The 22,415-nt window shown below is 34.9% G+C and carries 21 protein-coding genes and 1 riboswitch; of the genes, 11 read left to right on the top strand and 10 right to left on the bottom strand.

The annotated features are described in order from the left end of the window. Positions 1-125 precede the first annotated feature (125 nt). Both AAT17_RS01600 and AAT17_RS01595 read left to right on the top strand, forming a co-directional pair. Positions 126-485, top strand: a complete 360-nt coding sequence (locus AAT17_RS01600; protein ID WP_060522614.1) for a BlaI/MecI/CopY family transcriptional regulator — start codon at positions 126-128, stop codon at positions 483-485. Between the two features lies 1 nt (position 486). After that, positions 487-2,946, top strand: a complete 2,460-nt coding sequence (locus tag AAT17_RS01595; RefSeq protein ID WP_060522613.1) for a M56 family metallopeptidase — start codon at positions 487-489, stop codon at positions 2,944-2,946. A 113-nt stretch (positions 2,947-3,059) separates the two neighbouring features. Here AAT17_RS01595 and AAT17_RS01590 read toward each other — a convergent pair whose 3' ends face one another. After that, on the bottom strand, positions 3,060-4,118 hold the full coding sequence (locus AAT17_RS01590; RefSeq protein ID WP_060522611.1) for a 3-oxoacyl-ACP synthase III family protein: 1,059 nt from the start codon (positions 4,116-4,118) through the stop codon (positions 3,060-3,062). A gap of 293 nt (positions 4,119-4,411) precedes the next feature. Here AAT17_RS01590 and AAT17_RS01585 point away from each other — a divergent pair, with 293 nt between their 5' ends. From AAT17_RS01585 to AAT17_RS01570, 4 genes are all read left to right on the top strand, one after another. Continuing rightward, complete coding sequence (locus AAT17_RS01585; RefSeq protein ID WP_060522609.1) at positions 4,412-4,789, top strand: hypothetical protein; 378 nt, start codon at positions 4,412-4,414, stop codon at positions 4,787-4,789. Positions 4,790-4,965: 176 nt separating this feature from the next. Further along, positions 4,966-5,766: an MbnP family protein gene (locus AAT17_RS01580; protein WP_060522607.1), complete on the top strand. Its 801-nt coding sequence runs from the start codon at positions 4,966-4,968 to the stop codon at positions 5,764-5,766. A gap of 82 nt (positions 5,767-5,848) precedes the next feature. Next, positions 5,849-6,889: a cytochrome-c peroxidase gene (locus tag AAT17_RS01575; protein ID WP_060522606.1), complete on the top strand. Its 1,041-nt coding sequence runs from the start codon at positions 5,849-5,851 to the stop codon at positions 6,887-6,889. After that, positions 6,867-7,955, top strand: a complete 1,089-nt coding sequence (locus tag AAT17_RS01570) for a hypothetical protein (RefSeq protein ID WP_060522605.1) — start codon at positions 6,867-6,869, stop codon at positions 7,953-7,955. The genes AAT17_RS01575 and AAT17_RS01570 overlap by 23 nt, the downstream gene beginning before the upstream one ends. Before the next feature lie 74 nt (positions 7,956-8,029). Here AAT17_RS01570 and gcvP read toward each other — a convergent pair whose 3' ends face one another. Further along, positions 8,030-10,867: an aminomethyl-transferring glycine dehydrogenase gene (gene gcvP, locus AAT17_RS01565; RefSeq protein ID WP_060522604.1), complete on the bottom strand. Its 2,838-nt coding sequence runs from the start codon at positions 10,865-10,867 to the stop codon at positions 8,030-8,032. A 174-nt stretch (positions 10,868-11,041) separates the two neighbouring features. Between gcvP and AAT17_RS01560 the strand changes: the two genes are divergently transcribed. After that, positions 11,042-11,875: a hypothetical protein gene (locus AAT17_RS01560; protein WP_060522603.1), complete on the top strand. Its 834-nt coding sequence runs from the start codon at positions 11,042-11,044 to the stop codon at positions 11,873-11,875. Here AAT17_RS01560 and AAT17_RS01555 read toward each other — a convergent pair. The 5 genes from AAT17_RS01555 to purE form a co-directional block, all read right to left on the bottom strand. Further along, positions 11,872-12,123, bottom strand: coding sequence for a hypothetical protein (locus tag AAT17_RS01555; RefSeq protein ID WP_042278654.1), 252 nt, complete (start codon positions 12,121-12,123; stop codon positions 11,872-11,874). The genes AAT17_RS01560 and AAT17_RS01555 overlap by 4 nt on opposite strands. Positions 12,124-12,129: 6 nt before the next feature. Then, entirely contained in the window at positions 12,130-12,693 is a 564-nt protein-coding gene (locus AAT17_RS01550) for a sigma-70 family RNA polymerase sigma factor (RefSeq protein WP_042278655.1), read from the bottom strand. An 8-nt stretch (positions 12,694-12,701) separates the two neighbouring features. Further along, complete coding sequence (locus tag AAT17_RS01545; protein ID WP_060522602.1) at positions 12,702-14,750, bottom strand: M3 family metallopeptidase; 2,049 nt, start codon at positions 14,748-14,750, stop codon at positions 12,702-12,704. 67 nt (positions 14,751-14,817) lie between these two features. Beyond that, a complete protein-coding gene (locus AAT17_RS01540) occupies positions 14,818-15,057 on the bottom strand; it encodes a hypothetical protein (RefSeq protein ID WP_060522601.1) in 240 nt (79 codons plus the stop codon). Beyond that, a complete protein-coding gene (gene purE, locus AAT17_RS01535; RefSeq protein ID WP_060522600.1) occupies positions 15,050-15,541 on the bottom strand; it encodes a 5-(carboxyamino)imidazole ribonucleotide mutase in 492 nt (163 codons plus the stop codon). The genes AAT17_RS01540 and purE overlap by 8 nt, the downstream gene beginning before the upstream one ends. Positions 15,542-15,768: 227 nt before the next feature. On the opposite strand from purE, the gene msrB (AAT17_RS01530) reads away from it, so the two are divergent. From msrB (AAT17_RS01530) to AAT17_RS13255, 3 genes are all read left to right on the top strand, one after another. Further along, entirely contained in the window at positions 15,769-16,227 is a 459-nt protein-coding gene (gene msrB / locus AAT17_RS01530; RefSeq protein ID WP_253279799.1) for a peptide-methionine (R)-S-oxide reductase MsrB, read from the top strand. A gap of 6 nt (positions 16,228-16,233) precedes the next feature. After that, the gene (gene msrB, locus AAT17_RS01525) at positions 16,234-16,617 is read left to right on the top strand and encodes a peptide-methionine (R)-S-oxide reductase MsrB (RefSeq protein ID WP_060522598.1); all 384 of its coding nucleotides are present in this window, start codon (positions 16,234-16,236) and stop codon (positions 16,615-16,617) included. Positions 16,618-16,712: 95 nt separating this feature from the next. After that, positions 16,713-16,928, top strand: coding sequence for a hypothetical protein (locus AAT17_RS13255; protein ID WP_157539196.1), 216 nt, complete (start codon positions 16,713-16,715; stop codon positions 16,926-16,928). Positions 16,929-17,254: 326 nt separating this feature from the next. On the opposite strand, the gene AAT17_RS01520 is transcribed toward AAT17_RS13255, so the two are convergent. Genes AAT17_RS01520 through AAT17_RS01510 form a run of 3 tightly spaced genes read right to left on the bottom strand, consistent with a single transcriptional unit; the run spans position 17,255 to position 20,185 of the window. Continuing rightward, positions 17,255-18,010: an ABC transporter ATP-binding protein gene (locus AAT17_RS01520; protein ID WP_060522597.1), complete on the bottom strand. Its 756-nt coding sequence runs from the start codon at positions 18,008-18,010 to the stop codon at positions 17,255-17,257. Beyond that, entirely contained in the window at positions 18,010-19,023 is a 1,014-nt protein-coding gene (locus AAT17_RS01515; RefSeq protein ID WP_060522596.1) for an iron ABC transporter permease, read from the bottom strand. The genes AAT17_RS01520 and AAT17_RS01515 overlap by 1 nt, the downstream gene beginning before the upstream one ends. Before the next feature lie 7 nt (positions 19,024-19,030). Continuing rightward, positions 19,031-20,185 (bottom strand): ABC transporter substrate-binding protein, encoded by a 1,155-nt coding sequence (locus tag AAT17_RS01510; RefSeq protein ID WP_060522595.1) that lies wholly within the window; start codon positions 20,183-20,185, stop codon positions 19,031-19,033. 99 nt (positions 20,186-20,284) lie between these two features. Beyond that, a riboswitch (cobalamin riboswitch) is annotated at positions 20,285-20,475 on the top strand. A gap of 87 nt (positions 20,476-20,562) precedes the next feature. On the opposite strand from AAT17_RS01510, the gene AAT17_RS01505 reads away from it, so the two are divergent. Next, entirely contained in the window at positions 20,563-22,413 is a 1,851-nt protein-coding gene (locus tag AAT17_RS01505; protein WP_060522594.1) for a TonB-dependent siderophore receptor, read from the top strand. Positions 22,414-22,415 lie beyond the last annotated feature (2 nt).

Genomic DNA, 22,415 nt, shown 5'->3' with positions numbered 1-22,415 from the left:
TAGTTTGAAAACTAAAAAAATAGTTATACGTTTGTAATGCGTTAAGGATAGAGTGGTGTTACCATGTAACAACGATAGCCTGACCTCGAGTGATCACTCGAGGTAACGCCCTTAAAACATCATAAATGGAAAAACTAACAGCTAAAGAAGAAGAAATTATGCAGGTTTTATGGAAGCTAGAGAAGGCTTTTGTAAAAGAAGTGGTACCACACCTGTCTGGAACCAATCATTATAATACCGTATCTACCATTGTGCGTAAACTAGAGGATAAGGGATTTGTATCTCACGAGGCCTTTGGTAAAACACACAGGTACTTCCCAATAGTTCAAAAGGAAGACTATCGCAATAAATACGTGACTACAGCGATTACCGATTATTTCAATAATTCATATAAGAATGTGGTTTCTTTCTTTGCCGATGAGAAGAAAATATCGGCCAACGAATTAAGAGAAATATTAAATATGATTGAATCTAAAGACAAATAGCATGGAAACACTTGTAGAATACCTTTGGAAAAGTACAGCAGTTCTAGCTGTATTCGTTTTGGGATATCACTTCATATTAAGAAAGTTAACTTTTTTTCAGGCCAATAGAGTTTTTTTACTTGTTGGAATAGTTGCTAGCATCGTTCTACCTTTTGTTGAGTTTACAGAGGTTGTATACATGGAACAATTACCCGTCACTACTACAAATAATGTGATCTATTTTTCTGATGCAGCAATGATGAATACGGTTACTCCAGAAGTTACTACTTATAACTGGATGGAACTTTTTATTTATGCTTATCTAGCTGTCGTATTATTCTTTTTGGGTAAATTAAGTATAGAAATTATGAGCGTTCAACGACTTTTAAACGGTGGTACGAGTAGAAAGGAAGATGGAGTAGTGTTAGTATCGCTTTCGCGAAAGCTTACTGCATTCAGCTTTTTTAATAAAATAGGATTTCATAATGGTGACGAGAAGTCTGAACAGTTTGCACATATTCTGAGACACGAAAAAGTACACGCTAAGGAATGGCATAGTATAGATGTGATTATAACACATATATATTGCGCTTTATTTTGGATCAATCCATTATCGTGGTTTTTGAAAAAACAAGTGGCTCAAAATTTAGAATTCATCGCCGATGCCAAAGCGGCTGCTGTACAAGAAGGTAATATGAGCTATGCTAGAACATTAGTTAATGCAGTAGTATTACAACAACAACCAGCGCTTGCAAATAATTTTGTAACACCTTTTATTAAACAACGAATCATAATGTTACAAAAAGAAGCTTCAAAGAAATGGAGTGCCTATAAGTATGCTCTTATATTACCGGTAATCATTCTTTTCCTTTACAGTTTCAATACGGTTACTAAAGTTGAGTATTTAAATAGTCCAGTTGAAAAAATGATTCCAACTGAAAAGGCAACAAAAAATTATGAACCTTTAACTGCACCAGGTAATTCTAATTTACAAACAGCACAGCCTGTTACAGAGGCTATAGATACAGTTTTCAGGTTAAAGGAACGAGTTAATTTAAGGATTGTGAGTTCCAGTACTCGAGAATCTCTTGAAAAACAAGCTGAAAATCTTAAAGAGAAGTATAATGTAGATCTTAAAATTAAAAAGTTCAAAAAGAAGGATGGGAAAATTATAAAACTGGCACTTTCTATTGATAACAACAAGGGTTCTGTTATTGAACAGCAATATGAAAGCACCAATGGACTAGACGATATCTGTATAGATGGCGTTTTTGATGACACAACAAGTGATTGGTCAATAGGTAAATGTGATGCACGAGTTTCACAAAGAATAATACAATCAGGTCCTGGGAATAAGTTTTACGCATTCAGTACTGATAGTGTAATGAAGCCTTATATCTTCAATGGAACTTTTAAAGATTCTCTATTATTGAACGCTTTGTCTAATGTAAAAACGGTGAATCTTGATTCAATTTTTGCTCAGATTGAAATGGGAGAAAATTCGATAAAATTAGATTCTTTAATGGCAAAAATGAATATCCAATTTAAAGATTTAGACAGTCTAGTAAATATGGGGAACAGCTTTCATCATGCACAACCTATAATTATTGAAGAGCTCGATATTGATATGGATACATTAAGAGTTAATGCATCCCAACCTATGACGTATAGTAGTTCATACAGATGGAATAGTGATGCTAAACCACTTTTTATTTTAAACGGTAAAGAGGTGGAAGAAGCTAAAGTATTACGATTACATCCTAATGCAATACAGACCGTTACAGTTCTTAAAGATGGTAATGCAACAAGTAGATATGGAGATAAAGGTGCAAATGGAGTAGTTGTTGTGGTTAGTAAACCAGAAGATCTAGAAACTCTTGTAGAAGAGGAAATTATAATTGATAATGATTCTACTAGATATAAAGTAAGACGTAAGGCTATAGAAAAGCGTGAGGAGTATATGCGTGAAAGAGAGCAATTAATGGAGGAAAAGCGAGCTGAATACGAGGAGCGACGAGAATTATTACGTGAAAAATCCGAAGCTAAACGAGAAGAACTAGAAAAACGCAGAGAAATTATGCGTGAAAAAGCTGTGGAGAAAAGAAAAGAAGTGGAATTGTTAAGAGAAGCGAAAAGATCAGAACTTGAGGCAAGAAGACAAATCTTATTAGCCAAGAGAGATTCACTAAAGGCTGGATCACGTTATTATGAAATTGAAGAAGTGATTGATGAGAATGTTGAAAATATTTATCAAGTCAATGATCCTGAGAATAAAGATTCCCTTATCAAATTAGGAGAGATACTATCTGAACAAGGTCATGTTTTAAATATTAAAACACATCGAGTAAGAGGTGGTATTTTACGTAAATTAAAATTTGAAATTGATGGTAATCAATACACATCACAATCAGATGCTGGAATAAAACAAGTTATATTTAAAGAGGTAAGCGGTCAACTTAGAGTCAGTATTATTCAAAATTGATAGGTTATCAGTAAAATATAAAAGCCTGCAATAACAAGCAGGCTTTTTTTATGATAGTGTTTTAAATTAATATTTTACAATCTTGACTTATTAAGAGTAAACTTAGCCACCATTTAATAGCGATATACAATAGCGTTAATATTCATTCCGGCACCTACACTGGCAAACATGACCACGTCACCTTTTTCAACTTTATGTTCTGGCATTTTATCATGTACAACAAGATCCATGACAGTAGGTACGGTAGCGACTGAGCTATTTCCAAGCTTGTGAATAATCATAGGCATGATGTCTTTAGGAACTTCCATATCATAAAGTTTGTAAAAACGCTGCACAATAGCTTCATCCATTTTTTCATTAGCTTGGTGAATGAAAATTTTCTTTAAATCTTTAATATCAACATCAGCTTGATCCATCGCGGCTTTCATTCCATTTGGCACTTTTGAAAGAGCAAAATTATAGATGCGTCTTCCATACATTTTTATGTATTGTGTTTTGTCTTCTAATTCTTTATTGTAAGAAGTTTCATTAAAAATGAAATAAGTTTCTTCTTCCGTATAAGTAGCGGTAGCCTGACCTAATATACCGTGTTCATCCATGCTAGGTTCTACAATAGCGGCACCAGCACCATCAGAATAAATCATAGAATCTCTATCATGTGGATCAACTACCCTTGAAAGTGCTTCGGCACCGATAACAAGTACACGTTTAGCTAGTCCAGATTTTATAAAACTATCTGCTTGGCTTAAACCTAATACCCAACCAGGACACCCAAAGAGTACATCATAAGCGACACATTGCGGATTTTTTATTCCTAGCTTGTTTTTTATACGGCTAGCCAGACTAGGAACCATATCGCTGGAACCGCCATCTGGTTTAACATCTCCGTAATTATGAGCTACGATAATAAAATCAATTTCTTCTTGGTTACAATTAGCGTCTACAATAGCATTTCTAGCAGCAATAGCGCCTATATCACTTGTAAGTTGTTCAGGTGCAAGGTAGCGTCGTTCTTCAATACCAGTAATCGCTACAAATTTCTCAATAATTACTTCATTGTCACTACCAAATGAGCTACCGTCATTATTTAAGAATTCATGATTTAAAAAGTCCTCATTTTTAGTTACTACTTCCGGAATGTAACTTCCTACTCCTGTTATTTTTGCTCTCATAAAGGCATTAATATCTTCAATTCATCGTAAAAAAAGTCATTAAACTTGTGTTTTCCTAATGTATCACTCTTAAATTTTTAAGTCTTTCTTAACTATTGAGAATATTTAAGATAATTGTAGATTATTCTATGAATAATACAATGCAATGAATAATAATAACACTTGAAAAGGCATTTTTATGAGATTTTATACCTTCAGGATGTTCTATTAGTTAATCAACTTTAATTCAAAATTATCTTGAAATTTATCGCCTATTTTATACTTCCCATTTAAATTTGCAGCAAACATCGATCTTGAAAAATCTTATCGTTTTTTCTTTGTTATTTGCTCTTGCGGTAAGGCCTGTTTTCTACTTAGGTCAATGGACGTATTACGCAACTAATTTAGATAAGATTATAGACGAATATTGTGTTAATAAAGATCGCCCTCAACTACAGTGTGATGGAAAATGTTATCTAGCACAGCAAATGATGCTGGCAGAGGCTAACTATGAAAAGGAACAATTACAAGTAGGTGCATTAGTGGCTTTTTATCCCGTGTATTATCAACAGAACAATATTGATTTTAATTTTTCTAAAGCATTTCATTACAAGCAAGAATTGATTGTAAGTAAAGAACAGCTTTTACTATCCAGTTATAAACACGACCTGTTCAAACCACCAATCGTTTAACAGCTCTTCGTAAAAAAGCTTATGCTATTATTATTCTATTAGCATTGGCTTTATCAATTCATATAAAATCATAATTATCCGTGATCTCATTATTAATCGAGATGATGGATCACAACTAGGTTGGATATTTTGAATTATTCAATATAATCCAACGCACCATTATACTATTAAATAAAATGAAACTAAATCATATATTTTCAACAATCGCTCTTACATTAATTCTAACCTCATGCTCTACTGATGATGATTCTACCGGTGATCAACTAGAAGGCCAGCAAGGTGATATCACGATTAAATTTGACAATGCTGTGGGAAGCAATGACTTCCTATTTAATAATACTTACTCATTGTCAAATGGAGATACTTTTCAAGTTCAAACTCTTAAATACATCATTAGTAACATAGTGTTGTTAGATGAAAATGGAAACGAGAGTACTATTCCAGCAATAGATAATATTTTTATTGTAGATGAATCTCAAGCTAACAATGCAGGTGAATTCAACATTACACTTAATGATATTGATGCAGGAAATTACACTCAAATTAAATTTGGAATAGGTGTTGACCAAGATCGTTATACACTAGGTGCGGCAGGTCAAGGTAATTTTTTACAACAAGCAGATGACGCTGGAATGATGTGGAGTTGGGCAACTGGATATAAGTTTATTAGATTAGACGGAACTTATTCCGATTCTAGTGCAGCAGACCAAGCTCTTAATATTCACATGGGAAGTGTGGGAACCTCATTAGATAATTATAGAGAAATTACATTAGACTTACCAAATACATCACGAGTACGTGAAAATAGTATTGCCGAAATTCACGTGATTGCTGATATTATGAAAATTTTTGAAGGGTCTACCACAGTTTCTTTCGCCGATGGTTACAATCAAGTGCACACAAACGAAGTAGAGACACCTATTATAGCTCAAAATTTTTCTGAAAGCTTCAGTGTACATCACGTTCATAACAATTAATAGTTCTTATAATCACTGATACTGATATTCTTTCTTATAAATTGAATATTCTGTATCAGTGATTTGTTCAATTTTTTAAGTTATGTATAGACTTTTTACAATTACATGTATCTATTTATTGATACTAAGTTGTCAAAGTGAAGAGGACTTGGGATATGAACCTACTCCTGTAGATTTCAGTATTCCAAGTAATTTTCCTTCCATGGAATATGATTTGAATAACAATCCATTAACAGAACAAGGGATTGCGCTAGGCAAAAAGCTTTTTTTCGATGGTAGATTATCCTCTAACAACGCTATAGCTTGTGCTTTTTGTCATGAACAAGAGTTTGCTTTTACGCATCACGGTCATACACTTAGTCATGGTGTGAATGGTAACATAGGTTTTAGGAACACTCCACCATTACAAAACTTAGCTTTTCAAAAGGAGTTTGGCTGGGATGGTGCAGCAAGTCACTTAGATCTTCAACCTATTATTCCAATTACAAATCCTATTGAGATGGATGAAACTTTGGAAAATGTAATCGAAAAACTTAAAGCAGATTCTGACTATCCAAATCTCTTCAAACAATCCTTTGAAGATGGTGAAATAAATACAGCAAATATGTTGCAAGCGTTGTCGCAGTTCATGCTCACTATGGTATCGTCGAATTCAATATACGACCAAGTAAAACGAGGTGAAGGACCAGTATTTAACCCATTAGAGTCTCAAGGAGAGCAAGTGTTTAATCAAAAGTGCGCTAGTTGTCATTCAGGAACTTTATTTACTGATCAATCCTATCGTAATAATGGTTTAAGTATCAATAGTAGACTTGACGATAAAGGAAGATTTCTTGTATTAGAAAGGCAGGAAGATCTTTATAAGTTTAAAGTGCCCAGCTTGAGAAATGTAGAAGTCACAGCACCCTACATGCACGATGGTAGATTTTCAACTTTAAAGGCGGTTTTAGACTTTTATGACACAGGTATGGTTGATACAGGCACCATAGATTCATCACTAGTAAGACCAGATAATTCTTTAGGAATTGATCTTACAGAACAAGAAAAGGAAAGTTTAATCGCTTTCTTGAAAACATTAACCGATCCAACTTTTTTAAACGATGATCAATTTTCAGAATACTAGAACCTATCTAATTTGCTCAATTGCTTTTTTATTGTGGTCTTTCAGTTACAGTCAAAATTTAAATCAAAACGATATTGATTTTCAAGACAGCAAACCTATACTTAGTGATGTACAAGAGTCTTTTGAATCAGACCTTGAAGAATACCATTTAAATTCTTTTACTCGCACTGTAAAAATTGACTCACCTTCAAAACTGCTTTGTGACCTTTGTAGTTGTACAACCTCAAGTGGTAGTTCAGGATTTGGGACGTTACAAAATTTAAATTTTGTTGGCATTAGGTTCATTTACCAAAACTTTGAATCAAAAGATGGCATATTTAATAATTCTCCATCCAGTGAGGAGCAATTTTACACTTACCAAGCTTGGGCCAATATTCCCGTAAGTAAGAAAATCGCATTAAATGCTGTTATTCCGTATCAGGATTTAAGTAGAAAACGAGTTAATGGAAATGAAAATATCAATGGAGTAGGAGATATCACAATAATAGGATGGTATAAACATGTGCTTTATAAACGTCCAGAAGGATATAACGTAGTCTTTGAAAACAAAGATCCATCCGGTCATCAATTCCAGTATGGGCTGGGAATTAAATTACCTACTGGTAAATTTGAAGAACAGCTTGTAGATCGTGTAAATCCAGGTTTTCAAGTAGGTACAGGTAGCACCGATTTTTTAATCAGTATAATGCATAATTACTCTGCCAAAAAATGGGGCATAAAAACACAGGGAACCTATTATTTAAAGTCTGAAAATAAAAATGAGTATCGATTTGGAAATCAATTAAGTGCATCGAGCAGTGTTTTTTATAATATCGCTTTCGCGAAAGCGTCATTAAATCCATACCTAGGTATTTCTACAGATTTATATGGTAGTATTAGACAATTTGATGAAGAGATTAAGGATACTAACGGTTATGTATTCAATGCAACTCTGGGAGCTGAGTTTAATTTTGATCGATTCAACTTGGGAGCGAGTTATACCTTGCCTGTGGCTCAAGAATTGTTTGCAGGAAAGGTTGAATCTCAACAAAGGGTAAGTATTTATTTAAATGTTTTGTGGCAATAAAGCTGAATTTTCGCAAAACAAAAAACCGAATCAATTAGAATTGATTCGGTTTTTTAATGATTGATTTTAAAAGTTTACAAGTACTCTTCCATAGGAGCACATGTACACATTAAATTTCTGTCACCATAAGCATCATCCGCGCGACGTACAGTAGGCCAGAATTTGTTGTCACTTACCCATTCCAGTGGATAAGCAGCTTTTTTCCTAGTGTAAGGAAAATTCCAGTCATCACTTGTTATCATTTGTAAGGTATGGGGCGCATTTTTAAGAACATTATTAGGCTCTTCCTTAGTAGCCTCTTCAATTTCCTTTCTTATGGAAATCATCGCATCGCAAAAACGATCAATCTCTTCCTTACTTTCCGATTCTGTTGGTTCGATCATCATGGTTCCATTTACCGGGAATGACACCGTAGGAGCGTGGAAACCATAATCCATCAAACGTTTGGCGATATCAGTTACTTCTATTCCATTTTCTTTAAATGGTCTACAGTCAATGATCATTTCGTGAGCGGCACGACCTCTTTCACCTACATATAAACATTCAAAACTCCCGTTTAAACGTTCTTTGATATAATTAGCATTAACTATAGCATATTCAGTAGATCGCTTTAAACCAGCAGCACCTAGCATGCATATATAACCATAAGAAATTACACAGGCTAGCGCACTTCCATATGGCGCAGCACTAATAGGAGTAATCGCTTGATCGCCTCCTGTAGGTACTACAGGATTTGTAGGTAAGAATGGTACTAGTTGCTTTGCAACACAAATAGGGCCTACACCAGGTCCACCACCACCGTGAGGTATGGCAAATGTTTTGTGTAGGTTGAGGTGACAAACATCAGCGCCTATATTTCCTGGGTTAGTAAGACCTACTTGAGCATTCATGTTTGCACCATCCATATATACTTGACCACCATTTTCATGAATGATTCCAGTTATCTCCTTAATCGCACTCTCATAAACACCGTGAGTCGATGGATAAGTAACCATAAGAGCAGACAGGTTGTCTTTATATTCAATCGCCTTGGCTCTTAAATCATCAACATCTATGTTACCATTTTCTAGTGCTTTTGTAACAACTACTTTCATTCCTGCCATAACAGCACTTGCAGGATTGGTTCCATGTGCGCTAGATGGAATTAAACAAATATTACGGTGGCTATCACCACGAGACTCATGATAGGCTCTAATAGCCATAAGTCCTGCAAATTCTCCTTGCGCACCAGAATTAGGTTGTAAAGAGGTACCTGCAAATCCAGTAACTTCATTCAATTGTTCCTCAAGCTTTGCCAACATTTCTAGATATCCTTGAGCCTGATCTGCAGGAACAAATGGGTGAATATTACCCCATTGAGGATCTGAAAGTGGTAACATTTCGGCTGCTGCGTTCAATTTCATCGTACAAGATCCTAAAGAAATCATCGAGTGATTTAATGCCAGATCTTTACGCTCTAATTTTTTAATATAACGCATCAATTCTGTTTCACTGTGATAACTATTGAATACATCATAGGTCATGAATTCACTTTCACGTTTTACACCTACATTGTTTTGATCCAATAGATTAGTGATTACCGTTGCTTCTTTTGAGTACGCTTTCGCGAAAGCGGAAACAATATCGTTAAGATCTTTTATAGAAGTAGTCTCGTTTATAGAAACTTGAACTGTTTCTTCATCTGGATAATAGAAGTTAATTTCTAATGCTAAAGCTTGTTCGCGCACCTTGGCTGCATCAGCTTTAAAAGATAGAGTATCAAAATATTGTTCGTTTTCTTGATAAATACCTAGTTTTTCAACAGCATCGGCTAGGGTAGCAGCTGTGTAATGTACTTTACTAGCAATGTATTTTAATCCCTTAGGACCGTGATAAACACCGTACATTCCAGCCATTACTGCAAGTAGAACCTGAGCAGTACAAATATTAGAAGTTGCTTTGTCTCTTTTAATATGCTGCTCACGAGTTTGTAAAGCCATACGCAATGCACGCTTACCATCCATGTCGCGAGTTACACCTATAATTCTACCAGGTATTTGACGTTTATACGTTTCCTTAGTTGCAAAATAGGCAGCATGTGGGCCACCATATCCTAATGGAATTCCAAAACGTTGTGTAGTACCTACAACAACATCGGCACCCCAATTACCAGGAGCTTCTAACATTACTAGTGAAAGTATGTCTGCAGCTACTGCTATTTTTATGTCATTTTCTTTACAAGCTTGGGCAAATTGAGTATAATCAACCACTTTACCACTTGCACCAGGATACTGAAGTAGTACGGCATAATAACCGTTGGACATATCCATCTCCTTAGGGTTACCTTCAACAAGCTCAATTCCTAAAGGAATAGCACGTGTTTTTAATAATTCTTTGGTTTGTGGCAAGGTGTCCTCGTCAACAAAGAATTTCACCACTCCTTCTTTTTTCTGTGCGCGTTCACGAACTGCAAAAAGTAAGGTCATCGCCTCGGCAGCAGCGGTAGATTCATCTAATAATGAGGCATTTGCCAATTCCATACCAGTGAGATCGGTGATCATAGTCTGGTAATTGAGCAATGCCTCTAGACGACCTTGTGCAATTTCTGCTTGGTAAGGTGTGTAAGCTGTATACCAACCTGGATTTTCAAGTATATTACGTTGAATTACGGCTGGTGTAATAGCGGCGTTGTATCCTAAACCGATGTAGGACTTAAATTGTTTGTTTTTATTACCTAATTCTTGGATGTGATTAAGGTATTCGTACTCGCTCATCGCTGGATCTAATTCCAGTTCTTTTTTCAATTTAATTCCATCTGGAACGGTTTGATAAATGAGCTCGTCGATTGAGGAAACACCAATGGTATCTAGCATGGTGTTAAGATCTTTCTTGCGTGGCCCAATGTGTCTAAGGGCAAAACGATCTGTATTCATAGTGCTTATGTGGTCTATGTTATTAAATAGCAACTTGTTTTTAAGGGTAGCCGCTTTATTTTCATGCAAAAGTAGTCGATTAAGTAGTTTAAACTAACAGAGGTTAGTTAATTATTACCTCTTTTTATTCACGCTTTTTAATAGGTTATTAACCACTGCTATTACCTTTGTTCTATGATGCTAATAAAAAAAGGGCTGGAGTTCTACATAAGAACGAGTTTACATGTGGCAATTTGCTTTGTTTCCTTGTCTATGGTTATCACATTACCTTATCTAGAGCCTTTTGTCGATTGGCCGTTTTACATTATGCAATTTTGTCTAGTTGTCGTTAGTTATAACCTGACTAAATATTACCCATTAATATTAGCCAGAAAACCATTTAAATATCGAGGCTTTATATTAATCATGAGCTCCTTATTGACATTAATTGCTCTTAGTTTATTAGCCTTTGAAACAACGGAGTATTGGCTAATTGTGGCTTTGCTAGTACTGTTAAACTTAGTATATGCGTTTCCTTTGCTATTCAATAAGAAAATCAGAGAGTTTGTTTATTTAAAAACGCCTGTTGTAGCAATAAGCTGGGTGTTATTGTTGTTGAGTTTTTTTTGGAGCGCGCACGGATTTGCAAACACTGTTCAGGGTTTAAATTACATTGATTTTGAAGATCATATGTATCTTGGGATAACTCTTCTTTGCTTTATGATAGCTTACTGTATACCTTTTGAAATTAGAGATATTGAAGATGATAAAACACACCTAATCACATTACCTCAAAAAATAGGAGTTGGTTACACTAAAATTATCGGGTATCTAAGTGCCTTTTTCTTTTTTGTCTTGCAATTAATGTATCAACCCATTATTGATTCAAATACGTCTGAAACAGTAATTATTACGGTTTTATTATTGCTTTTTATTTACTTATCAGACAAAATAAAAAGCTCCTATTTTGTGAGCTTTGCCGTTGAGGGATTACCAATTATTTGGCTACTTTTAAAAGTTTGCTGTTAAAGTTTCCTTTCAATCGCATCCTTAATGCGAGAACGAATTTTAGCCTTTTCGGCTGCGGTTAATTTAATCCAGTTCAAACCGTTTAACGTTCTAGTAAACTTGCAGTTTTTTTTATTAAAGGATCTACATCTCCAGCAATGGGAGTGATGCATTTTAAGTTTAAAACGCTCTTTACTATTGAGATCATTGTATTGCTCTCGTGTACTCAACACTTCGGCATCGTTACAATTTATAAATACTCTACCCATGATAGTTTAATCGATCTTGTACCATTTTTTATTCAAACATTCCATTAATTGGACTCTGGCTCTATGAATAATCACCCATAGATTGGACGCCGTGATATCATGCTCCTTACAAATGGTTTCTGTATCCATGCGATCGATGGTTTTTTGCACAAAGATGATGGCATATCGTTCAGGCAAAGCTGCAATACATTCTTGTAACGCTTCACCTAATTCTTTTTGTTCTATATCATCTTCTACAGTAGGATTGCGTAAATCTTTTACTCGTTCTTCTAGCCAATCTCCTGTTTCATCATTGTTATCTAAATAACTCATTCTAACCTCGGCTTTACCTTTATTAGAATTGATTTTGCGATAATAATCAATGATTTTACGTTTAAGAATTGATACAAGCCAAGTGCGCTCAGTGGATTTTCCCTTGAATCTGTGCGCACTTTTAAGACCAGCCAGAAAAGTTTCGGCAACTAGATCTTGTGCCATAACAGCATCATTAACTCTTGTTATGGTGTAATTAAATAAATAGTCGCTATAACGATCTACCCACTTTTTTGGATCTAATTCTACTTCTGGCATTTAGTTTTTTATGTTTTTATAAGTCCTGCTCGTTTTAAAAGAGCGTCTGTTTTTGGTTTGCTTCCGCGAAATCGAACATATAATTCCATAGGGTCTTCTGTTCCTCCCATGGAAAGTACATTGTCTTTAAAAAGATCTGCAACCTCTCTATTGAAAATTCCCTTTTGTTTGAAAAATTCAAAAGCATCGGCATCTAAAACCTCAGCCCATTTGTAACTGTAATATCCAGCACTATATCCTCCTTGAAAAATGTGGCTGAATGCTGTGCTCATGCAACTGCTAGGTACGTCGGGATATAAATCTGTTTTCTCAAAAGTGGTGCGCTCATGAACCTTAACATCTTCTATCTGCGATGGATCAATACCGTGCCAACTCATATCTAACAATCCAAAACTGAGTTGTCGCATGGTTTGCATACCTTCTAAAAAGGTAGCTGCAGCTTTGATTTTTTCAATATACTCTTGTGGTATGACCTCGTTAGTTTCATAGTGCCTTGCAAATAGTTCTAGTGCTTCTTTTTCATAACACCAGTTTTCAAGAACTTGACTAGGTAATTCTACAAAATCCCAATGCACCGATGTTCCTGAAAGGCTACGGTATGTAGTGTTTGCAAGCATACCGTGTAGGGCATGACCAAACTCATGAAATAAAGTTGTTACCTCATTAAAAGTAAGTAAAGATGGTTTTGTACTAGTAGGTTTTGTGAAATTACACACAATCGAAACATGTGGTCTGCTATCATGTCCATTTTCTTTCCATTGACTTTTGAAACTAGTCATCCACGCTCCATTACGCTTTCCTTTTCTTGGAAAAAAGTCTGCATAGAATATGGAGTTCAATGATTTGTCTTCATTATAAACTTCATAAATCATTACATCTTTATGATAGCTGTCAATTTCTGTATTTTTCTTGAAAGTCAGTCCAAACAATTTGTTGGCAATCTTAAAAGCACCGTTTATTACATTTTCTAATTTAAAATAGGGTTTAAGCAACTCATCATCAAGTTCAAATCGTTGTTGCTTTAACTTTTCACTGTAGTAAGCGCTATCCCATTTTTGCAATTGATCAATCGGCAAATCCTTATGATTTTGGGCAAACCTCTGTAATTCATCAAACTCACTTTGAGCGGCAGGTTGTGCTTTTTCCAGTAATTCATTCAAAAAGTCGTTAACCTGCTCCGGCGATCCAGCCATACGTTCCTCTAGAATAAAATGAGCATGACTATCGTATCCTAATAATTGTGCTCTTTCAAACCTTAGTTGCGCAATTTGCAGTACATTTTCTTGATTATCATGATCATCCTTGTAAGCTCTAGACCCAAAAGCAAGTGACATTTCTTTGCGTAAATCCCTATCGTTTGCATAGGTCATTAATGGGATATAACTAGGATAGTCTAGTGTGAAAATATAACCTTCTTTATCACGACTGTTAGCTGTTTCTTTGGCAGCTTCTAGAGCGCTTTCTGGTAGGCCAGATAATTTTGATTCATCTTTAATATGCATTTCAAATGCATTTGTTGCTGCAAGCACATTTTCACCAAATTGTAGACTTAACTGTGCTAGCTGTGTGTCAATTTCTCGTAATCGTTCTTTCTGTTTATCATTAAGCAAGGCGCCATTACGTGAAAATCGTTTATACTTTTTATCAAGAAGAGTAAGTTGTTCTGGATTTAAATCAAGCTGATCACGTTTATTATACACATGCTTTACACGTTCAAATAGATCTAAATTTAAGGTAACATCATTGCTAAATTTACTTAACTGTGGACTTACCTCACGAGCGATTCTTTGAATTTCATCGTTGGTTTCGGCACTATTAAGATTAAAGAAGATACTTGATATTCTTCCTAATTTTTCGCCAGCCTTATCTAGAGCTTCAATCGTATTTTCAAATGAAGGCTCATCTTTATTACTCGTAATAAGAGTAATTTCTTCTTGTGCTATTTTTATCGCTTTCGCGAAAGCGTCCTCATACAAATCCTCTGTGATAATTGAAAAAGGAGCTGTATTGAATGGTGTATTAAATTCTTGTAATAACGGATTATCACTTGTTTTCATATTGTAAAATTACTTATCAATAGTCCAAAATTGGACTATAATATTGTTAAACTTTTGATTAATATAGTTAAACAAAAAAATATCCCCAACCCATTAAAACTACCATTAGAGTTCCATGAATGATCCCCAAATAGTTGTATTCCCAGTTGTGATACTGTCGATTTATTATAAATGACATGATGAAATGAATTCCACCAGCGGTCATTAATTCCCATTTAATCCATTTTGGTTGAAATCCAGCATAGACTAACCAAATAAGGGTTATAGAGATGATTAAAATGGAAATTACTTTGTAAGTTTTAGTCATATTTCATCTCACTAGCAGCACGATGAACTTTTTCTTTAAGACCTTCTTTGTAGGTTATAATTCGGTCTCTAACATCGTTTTGTGTTGCACCTATTATTTGAGCTGCAAGAATTCCAGCATTTTTTGCGCCATTCAATGCTACGGTAGCTACAGGAACACCACCTGGCATTTGTAAAATAGATAAAACACTATCCCATCCATCAATAGAATTACTTGATTTCACAGGAACACCAATAACTGGTAAAGGAGACAGACTGGCTACCATGCCCGGTAAATGAGCAGCACCACCAGCGCCAGCAATTATAACTGCTATGCCATTCTCGTGTGCAGTGGTTCCAAATTGGAACATTTTTTCAGGCGTGCGGTGAGCGCTCACAACATCTACTTCAATTTCAATATTAAGTTCTTTAAGAACATCTATGGCGTCTTGCATCACAGGTAAATCACTTGTAGATCCCATGATAATAGCTACTTTTTTATTCATGCTATAAAGGTACAAAACACCCTATAAAAAGAGAGAGACAACTGCTAGACATTTTTGCAATGATATCGTGATACTTTCGACATAATACTTAACAGTCTTGCAACATATTCTGGCATGTTATTGGTATAATTTTGAATTATAAATAAATAGTAATGATTAAGAGAATAGTTATTTTAGTTACCGTACTAGGTTTTTTGTCTTGTAAAAATGAAGAAGCAAAAGTGGCAATGAATGATACTACTGCTTCCACAACCGAACAAGAAACAACCTATAAAGTTTCTAAGACTAATGAAGAATGGAAAGAAATCCTATCACCACAAGAGTACAACGTGTTACGCGAGGCTGGTACCGAAAGACCTTTTACCAGTCCTTTAAATAAACAATATAAACCAGGAACCTTAATTTGCGCAGCATGTTACGCACCTGTTTATAATAATGAGCACAAATTTGATTCTGGTACAGGATGGCCTAGTTATGATAGAGCTATTGATGGTCAGGTTAAAAGGGATACTGATTATAAAATTGGGTATGCAAGAACCGAGTTAAAATGTGCAACTTGCGGCAGTCATCTAGGTCATGAGTTTAATGACGGCCCTAGAAGAACAACTGGAAAAAGACATTGTATTAATGGTGTGGCATTGAATTTTATTCCTGAAGGTGAATCCTTACCAGAACTACGTAAATAATTGTTTATGAAAAAGACCGAAGCAGAGTGGAAAGAAGAGCTTACACCAGAGCAGTATTACATTCTACGAGAAAAAGGTACTGAAAGGCCCTTTAGTGGTGAATATAATACGCATTTTGAAAAAGGAATGTATGTATGCGCGGCTTGCAACAATCCTTTGTTTAAATCAGAGACAAAATTTGATTCTGGTTGTGGTTGGCCTTCTTTTGATGGAGAAATTCCTGGTGCAATTGAACGTAAATTAGATAAATCACATGGGATGATACGTACGGAAATCCTTTGCTCTAATTGCGGTGGGCATTTGGGTCATGTATTCAATGATGGGCCTACAGCTAGTGGTATAAGACATTGTGTAAACAGTATTTCAATTGATTTTAAATCAAGTCAATAACCTGTTAAATTGCGAGTGATGCTCATAATAAGTATCGGCATTTTATGACAGCTACCGAGTTTTAAGTATATTTACTTAGACTCAATTTACTTTTTATGACATCTTTACTACTGCTGGCTATTTTTGTATTTGTTGTTTGTATGTATTTGTTTTGGCTTACAACTCACAAGCATTTCATAAAAATGTATGGAGAAACTTATTTCAAGCAAACCACCTCAAAGTTATATTATTGGCAAGGAGCCATATTTTTTGGTATAGGAGGCGCATTACTTGTTGTCTATGTAGTAAAGTATTTTAACTGGATGAATTAGTGATAAAGCTATTCTATAAATTTTTCATTTCGCTTTTTTTATTAATAACACTTTTCTGTAGCTTGTCTTTTATTTCCATTATTGATAATATTTCAACACCATGAAGTAATGAAAGTTCGTTTGAAATTGATATACGTTTGCCTTTTACCTATTATCATGAATTTTTAGATGGTCAGGCTAACCTTCATCATTCTTGGTCACTGGATTTCTTATTTATTGATTTATTACTATGTACACTTCTAATATCCTTATACATTTTAGTTAAGCATAAGCTAAATCAAAAATTAAAGGCTCATAAATCGAATTAAAAATTCAGAATGTTCTTATCACCATTTATAGGAAACTCCATTTTCATCAAAATTGAGTTTGCTTGAAGGAAACATCTTATTTAATAAATTACTCGATAGCAATTCTTGTCTTGTATGTTTGACAATCGAACCCTTATGTATAGTTACCAATTCATTTGCTAGATGAAGTGCCATTTCTAATTCATGAGTACAAAAAATTATACCTTTTTTATTAGTAAGACAAACTTCTTTAAGTTGGTGCAACAAATCAATTTTAAAGTTAAGATCTAGATGACTAGTAGGCTCGTCCATCAGAATAAAATCAGTATCCTGTACTAGTGCTCTCGCAATTAGAACTCGCTGTAATTGCCCGTCACTTATACTGTGTAATCTACGACCCAATAAAGTTGAAATTTGAAAATCAGTACTAATTTTTTGTATAATTTCATTATCTGCTTCACTTATATTGGCCATAAAATTACTGTAGGGTATTCTACTAAGCTCCAGAAGTTCTTTTACTGTAAGATGGTGACTAAATTCTCTTTGTGTAAGTACAACAGCTACTTTTCTAGACCATTCAACGTCGCTGTAATTTTGTCTTAATTTATTGTCTAAAATTACGTTCCCTGAAATCTTATGGTTACCATACGCCAAAGCTCGTAAAAACGTTGATTTCCCCATCCCGTTACCACCTATGATTGCTGTTAGATTCGCTTTCGCGAAAGCGAAATCACCAACCGTGCGAGCAACTTCACAAGAACCGTATCCTATATGTAAATCCTGTGCTACTAACATTAAAAGTGAAGTTTACGTTTTCTTACAATTAACCAAATTACAACAGGAGCGCCGATAAGTGATGTGACGGCATTTATGGGTAAGGATTTACTACTGAAAGGCAATTGAGCTATTATATCACAAAATAGAAGTAGGGCAGATCCTAATAAAACAGCTGTAGGAAATAAGGATTTATGATTAACACTGGGTAACATCATCCTAGTAAGATGCGGAACAGCAAGCCCTATGAAGGCGATGGGTCCGGCATAGGCTGTAATGGATCCAGCTAAAACACTTGTGAGTATGATAATGATCCACTTAGTCAATTTGATATTAACTCCTAAACTTAGAGCGTATTGTTCACCTAGTAATAGTGCATTAAGTGGTTTAATGAGGTATGTGATTACCACCATACCTATGAGTAGTATACTTGCCAGTATAAGTATTGAAAACCATGATACGTTACTCAAACTACCTAGAGACCAAAAAACATACCTCTGTAATTCTGTACTGGCGCTGAAGTAACTCAGGATTCCAACTATAGCACTACTTAAGCTACCCACCATAAGTCCAATTATGAGTAGGCCCATGGTGTCCCTTAATCTAAATGAAATAAGAAGTATCAATACTAAAACAACCACGCTACCTAAGATACTTGATAAAACTAAACTACTTTGACTTGCTGCTTGAAAACCCAGCCAACTAGCGCCCAGTACCGTAAAAGCAACACCTAATCCTGCACCACTTGAGATACCCAAAACAAAGGGACCTGCTAATGGATTCCTGAATAAAGTTTGCATTAATATGCCTGATATTGCTAGGAATGCACCGGCAATTATTGCCATAACAGCTCGTGGTGCTCGTATGTTAGTAACTATGTAGGTAATGGTAGGTTGGTCTTGAAGTGCCTTTTCACTAAAAAAGGAGTCCCATACTTGATGAGGTTTGATGAAAACAGTGCCCAAACAAACATCAAGTACAAATAGAAATACTATTCCTATTAATAATGATATGATAAGCGTGTTAACTTTCATTTAGAACCTATGGTAAAAGTGTACTAAAAAAATAAGGCTGATAGTCTTTAAGCAAGTCACGGTCGTGAGTGAGATAAATAATGTCTTTAAGCACTAAATCTGGTCGCATACTAGCTTCTTCATAATAAATAAATCCGCCTGTAGAGCCTCTCTTCAATGCAAAGGTATATAGTTTTTTTTGCTGAAAGGCCTTAAACTGTCCATAGGCTTGGTTATCTGCAAGCATGTTTGAATAAGTCGTATAACTTCCAGGAGCGATCCAATAATCTGCCTTTTGAGCATCTTTAAGTACTTGTTCAATATTATAGGCTAGTGATCCTTTGCCAGATGTGTTTTCATAAATGTAATTACAGCCGGCATCAGCTAGAATTAATCCTTGCCAGGAATCACCATAGGGTAAATACCACACATCTTTCCAGGTTGCACCTGCAATTACAGTAGGTTTTGGCAGGTCAACTACTAACTCTTTTGCTTGTAAATAGTCATTCTTAATTTTATTAAATATGGAGTCAGCTTGTTTTTGTTTACTAAATAGCAGTCCGTACAGCTTAATCCACTCGGCTCTTCCCAATGGATGCTTCTCAACCCAAGCACCACTAAATAATACTGGAATACCAGCTTTTTGAATGTTGTTGTATGTTGGATTTTCTCCTTCAACACCATACCCTATGACCACATCCGGTTGCGTGAGTATGACACTTTCCACATCTAGTCTTTCGTTGATTCCAACATCTTGTATATTTCCTGTTTCTATTAAATTTCTTATTGTACTATTACTTATGTAATCAGTTTCAGGAAATCCAACTAAACTTTTTTCCACACCTAACAGGTCTAAGGGTGGTAAGTGAGTAGTAGATGTTGCAATTATTCGTTTTACAGGTACTTGTATGATAGTGCCAGCATCAGGTTCAGGAATTAATTCTCTTTTCTGGCTAGAAGCAGGAATAAGTTTATAAGTGTAATCCTTTGTTGCATCTGGCCAAGGTTTTTTTACAGTAACGTAAATTCCAGTTTCTGTATTTTGAACAGTAAGTCCGGTTGCATAATCAAACGATATATCACTTTTAGCTTCTGGAGTTTCAACCAATGTTTGATCTCTATTTTGCTTACAACTACCTAGTAAAATCGCTATAAACCCTATGTATAAAAACTGTTTCATCATTGTGAGTGTAAAAATAACTTTATTAGATTACTTTTGCCGTGTATTGAAGGTTTCATTAATTAATGATTATTATGCTTTCCTCGCATTTGCCTTTATGGCAAGCTTCGGTCGCGAAAACGTAATAACCATATACTAATGAATTAAAAGGGAATCTAGTGTAATTCTAGAACTGTTCCCGCAACTGTAAACAACATTACTCGCAAGAGATGTTTCGATTATAGCCACTGGTTTATCTGGGAAGGCAGAAACATGTTGAAGTCAGGAGACCTGCCTCTAATACCAAATAATGTTAACCTTCGGGATAAAGGTGGCAGGTATCTCATCAAATGCTTTTGTGCATTTGTGATCTCTGTGCTTTTACCTGAAAACTAAAAGTAATGCACAAAGCACTGAGAATACTAGTATTCATTTGTTTTACCTGGACGATCTACGGTCAACAACAGCCTGCGGAACTTGATACTATTGTATTAAATGCAGACAGGCTACTAGTGCCTTTTTCCAAGACCCAAACAACAACCACTCTTACAGATAGTATAAGCAAGAGACAGTCTGCTCTATTAACTGATTTATTAAGGTTTAATTCAACCATTTTCTTCAAAGAAAATAGTCGTGGCGGCGTTTCGTCTCCTTCTTTTAGAGGAACAACAGCGCAGCAAACAGCAGTAATATGGAACGGAATAAATATTAACTCACAGCTTAATGGTCAAACTGATTTTAATACTTTAAATACAAGAAACTTTGAAGAAATTACGGTTAGGTATGGTGGCGGAAGCGTAATTTATGGAAGCGGCGCAATAGGAGGAACCATTCACTTGAATGATAAAATTGAATTTAAAAATCAGTTTTCAAACGAGCTTTTTGGTAATATAGGAAGTTTTAATACACAGGATTATGGTTATAAAACTTCTTTTGCTAATTCCAAACTTTATGCTGGTATAGCTGTTTCACGTCAAAGTTCAGACAATGATTACACCTATGATTTCAGAGGTCAGGAACGAACTAATTTGAATGGGCAGTTCTACAACTTTTCCGTAAATTCTCAATTGGGATATAAGCTCAATAATTATCACACCTTTAAGTATTACAATTATTTTTTTGATGGTTCTAGGAATTTTTCTTTAATCAATCCTAGTGAAATTCCATCTAAGTATGAAGATTACAACACAAGAAACCTCCTTGAATGGGAATTTAAAAAGAAGGCTGTCACCTCAGTTTTAAGAGCAGCTTATTTAACTGAACGCTACAGGTTTTATGGAAATGTTGATCGGGATTCCTACAGCTCGGGTAATTCTCAATCATGGATAGGAAATTATCAGTTCAACCTAAAAATTAATACTAATACGCAAGCACGATTTGTAGCTGACTTGAATCATACCTCAGGAGCTGGTAGCAATCTTGAAAATAGAGATAGAACTATAGGTTCATTTAGTTTTCTTTTAAATCAAAGGCTCAATAAATGGTATTATGAAATAGGTAGTCGTTTAGAAACTACAAAGGATTATGATAGCCCTTTATTATTCAATGTAGGAATAAGTTATAGGTTATTTGATTTTTATACAATAAATATAAATGGTTCACGCAATTATAGAATACCTACGTTTAATGATTTGTATTGGATAGGAGCTGGGAATAGTGAATTAAATCCTGAACAATCTTATCAATTAGAAATGGGTCATTCTTTTGATTTTGAGAACAGTAATTTTAAAATCACCGGATTCTACTATGATATTAGTGATATGATTAGATGGGTACCCAATTCTAGCGCTATATGGAGACCTATTAATACAGATCAGGTAGTTTCCTATGGTCTAGAATTTCAGGCTAACTACATAACAAGATGGAATAACATTAATTTTAAATTAAACGGTAATTACGCTTACACTAACTCAACCAACCGACTTACTGACAAACAATTAATTTATGTGCCCTATCATAAAGCCACTAATTCTTTTTACATAAATTTCAAACCAAGTGCCAATAAACTACATGAAATAAACACCTATGTTCAAACGATGTACGTTGGTGAAGTATTCTTTCAGTCAGATAATAATCCTGAAGCTGTACTTGATTCTTATTTGATTTCAAATCTTGGTATGGAGTTTTTACCTAAGAAGAACTGGACTATAGGTTTACGAGTTCTCAATCTTTTTAATGTTAATTATCAATCGGTTAATAACAGGTTTATGCCTGGAATTAATTATAACTTTTATTTAAATCTAAATTTCTAAAC

Source organism: Nonlabens sp. MIC269 (assembly GCF_001430865.1).
Classification (GTDB): Bacteria; Bacteroidota; Bacteroidia; order Flavobacteriales; family Flavobacteriaceae; genus Nonlabens; species Nonlabens tegetincola.
The sequence above is the reverse complement of the archived record's forward strand: the minus strand, read 5'-3'. Positions and strand labels throughout refer to the sequence as shown.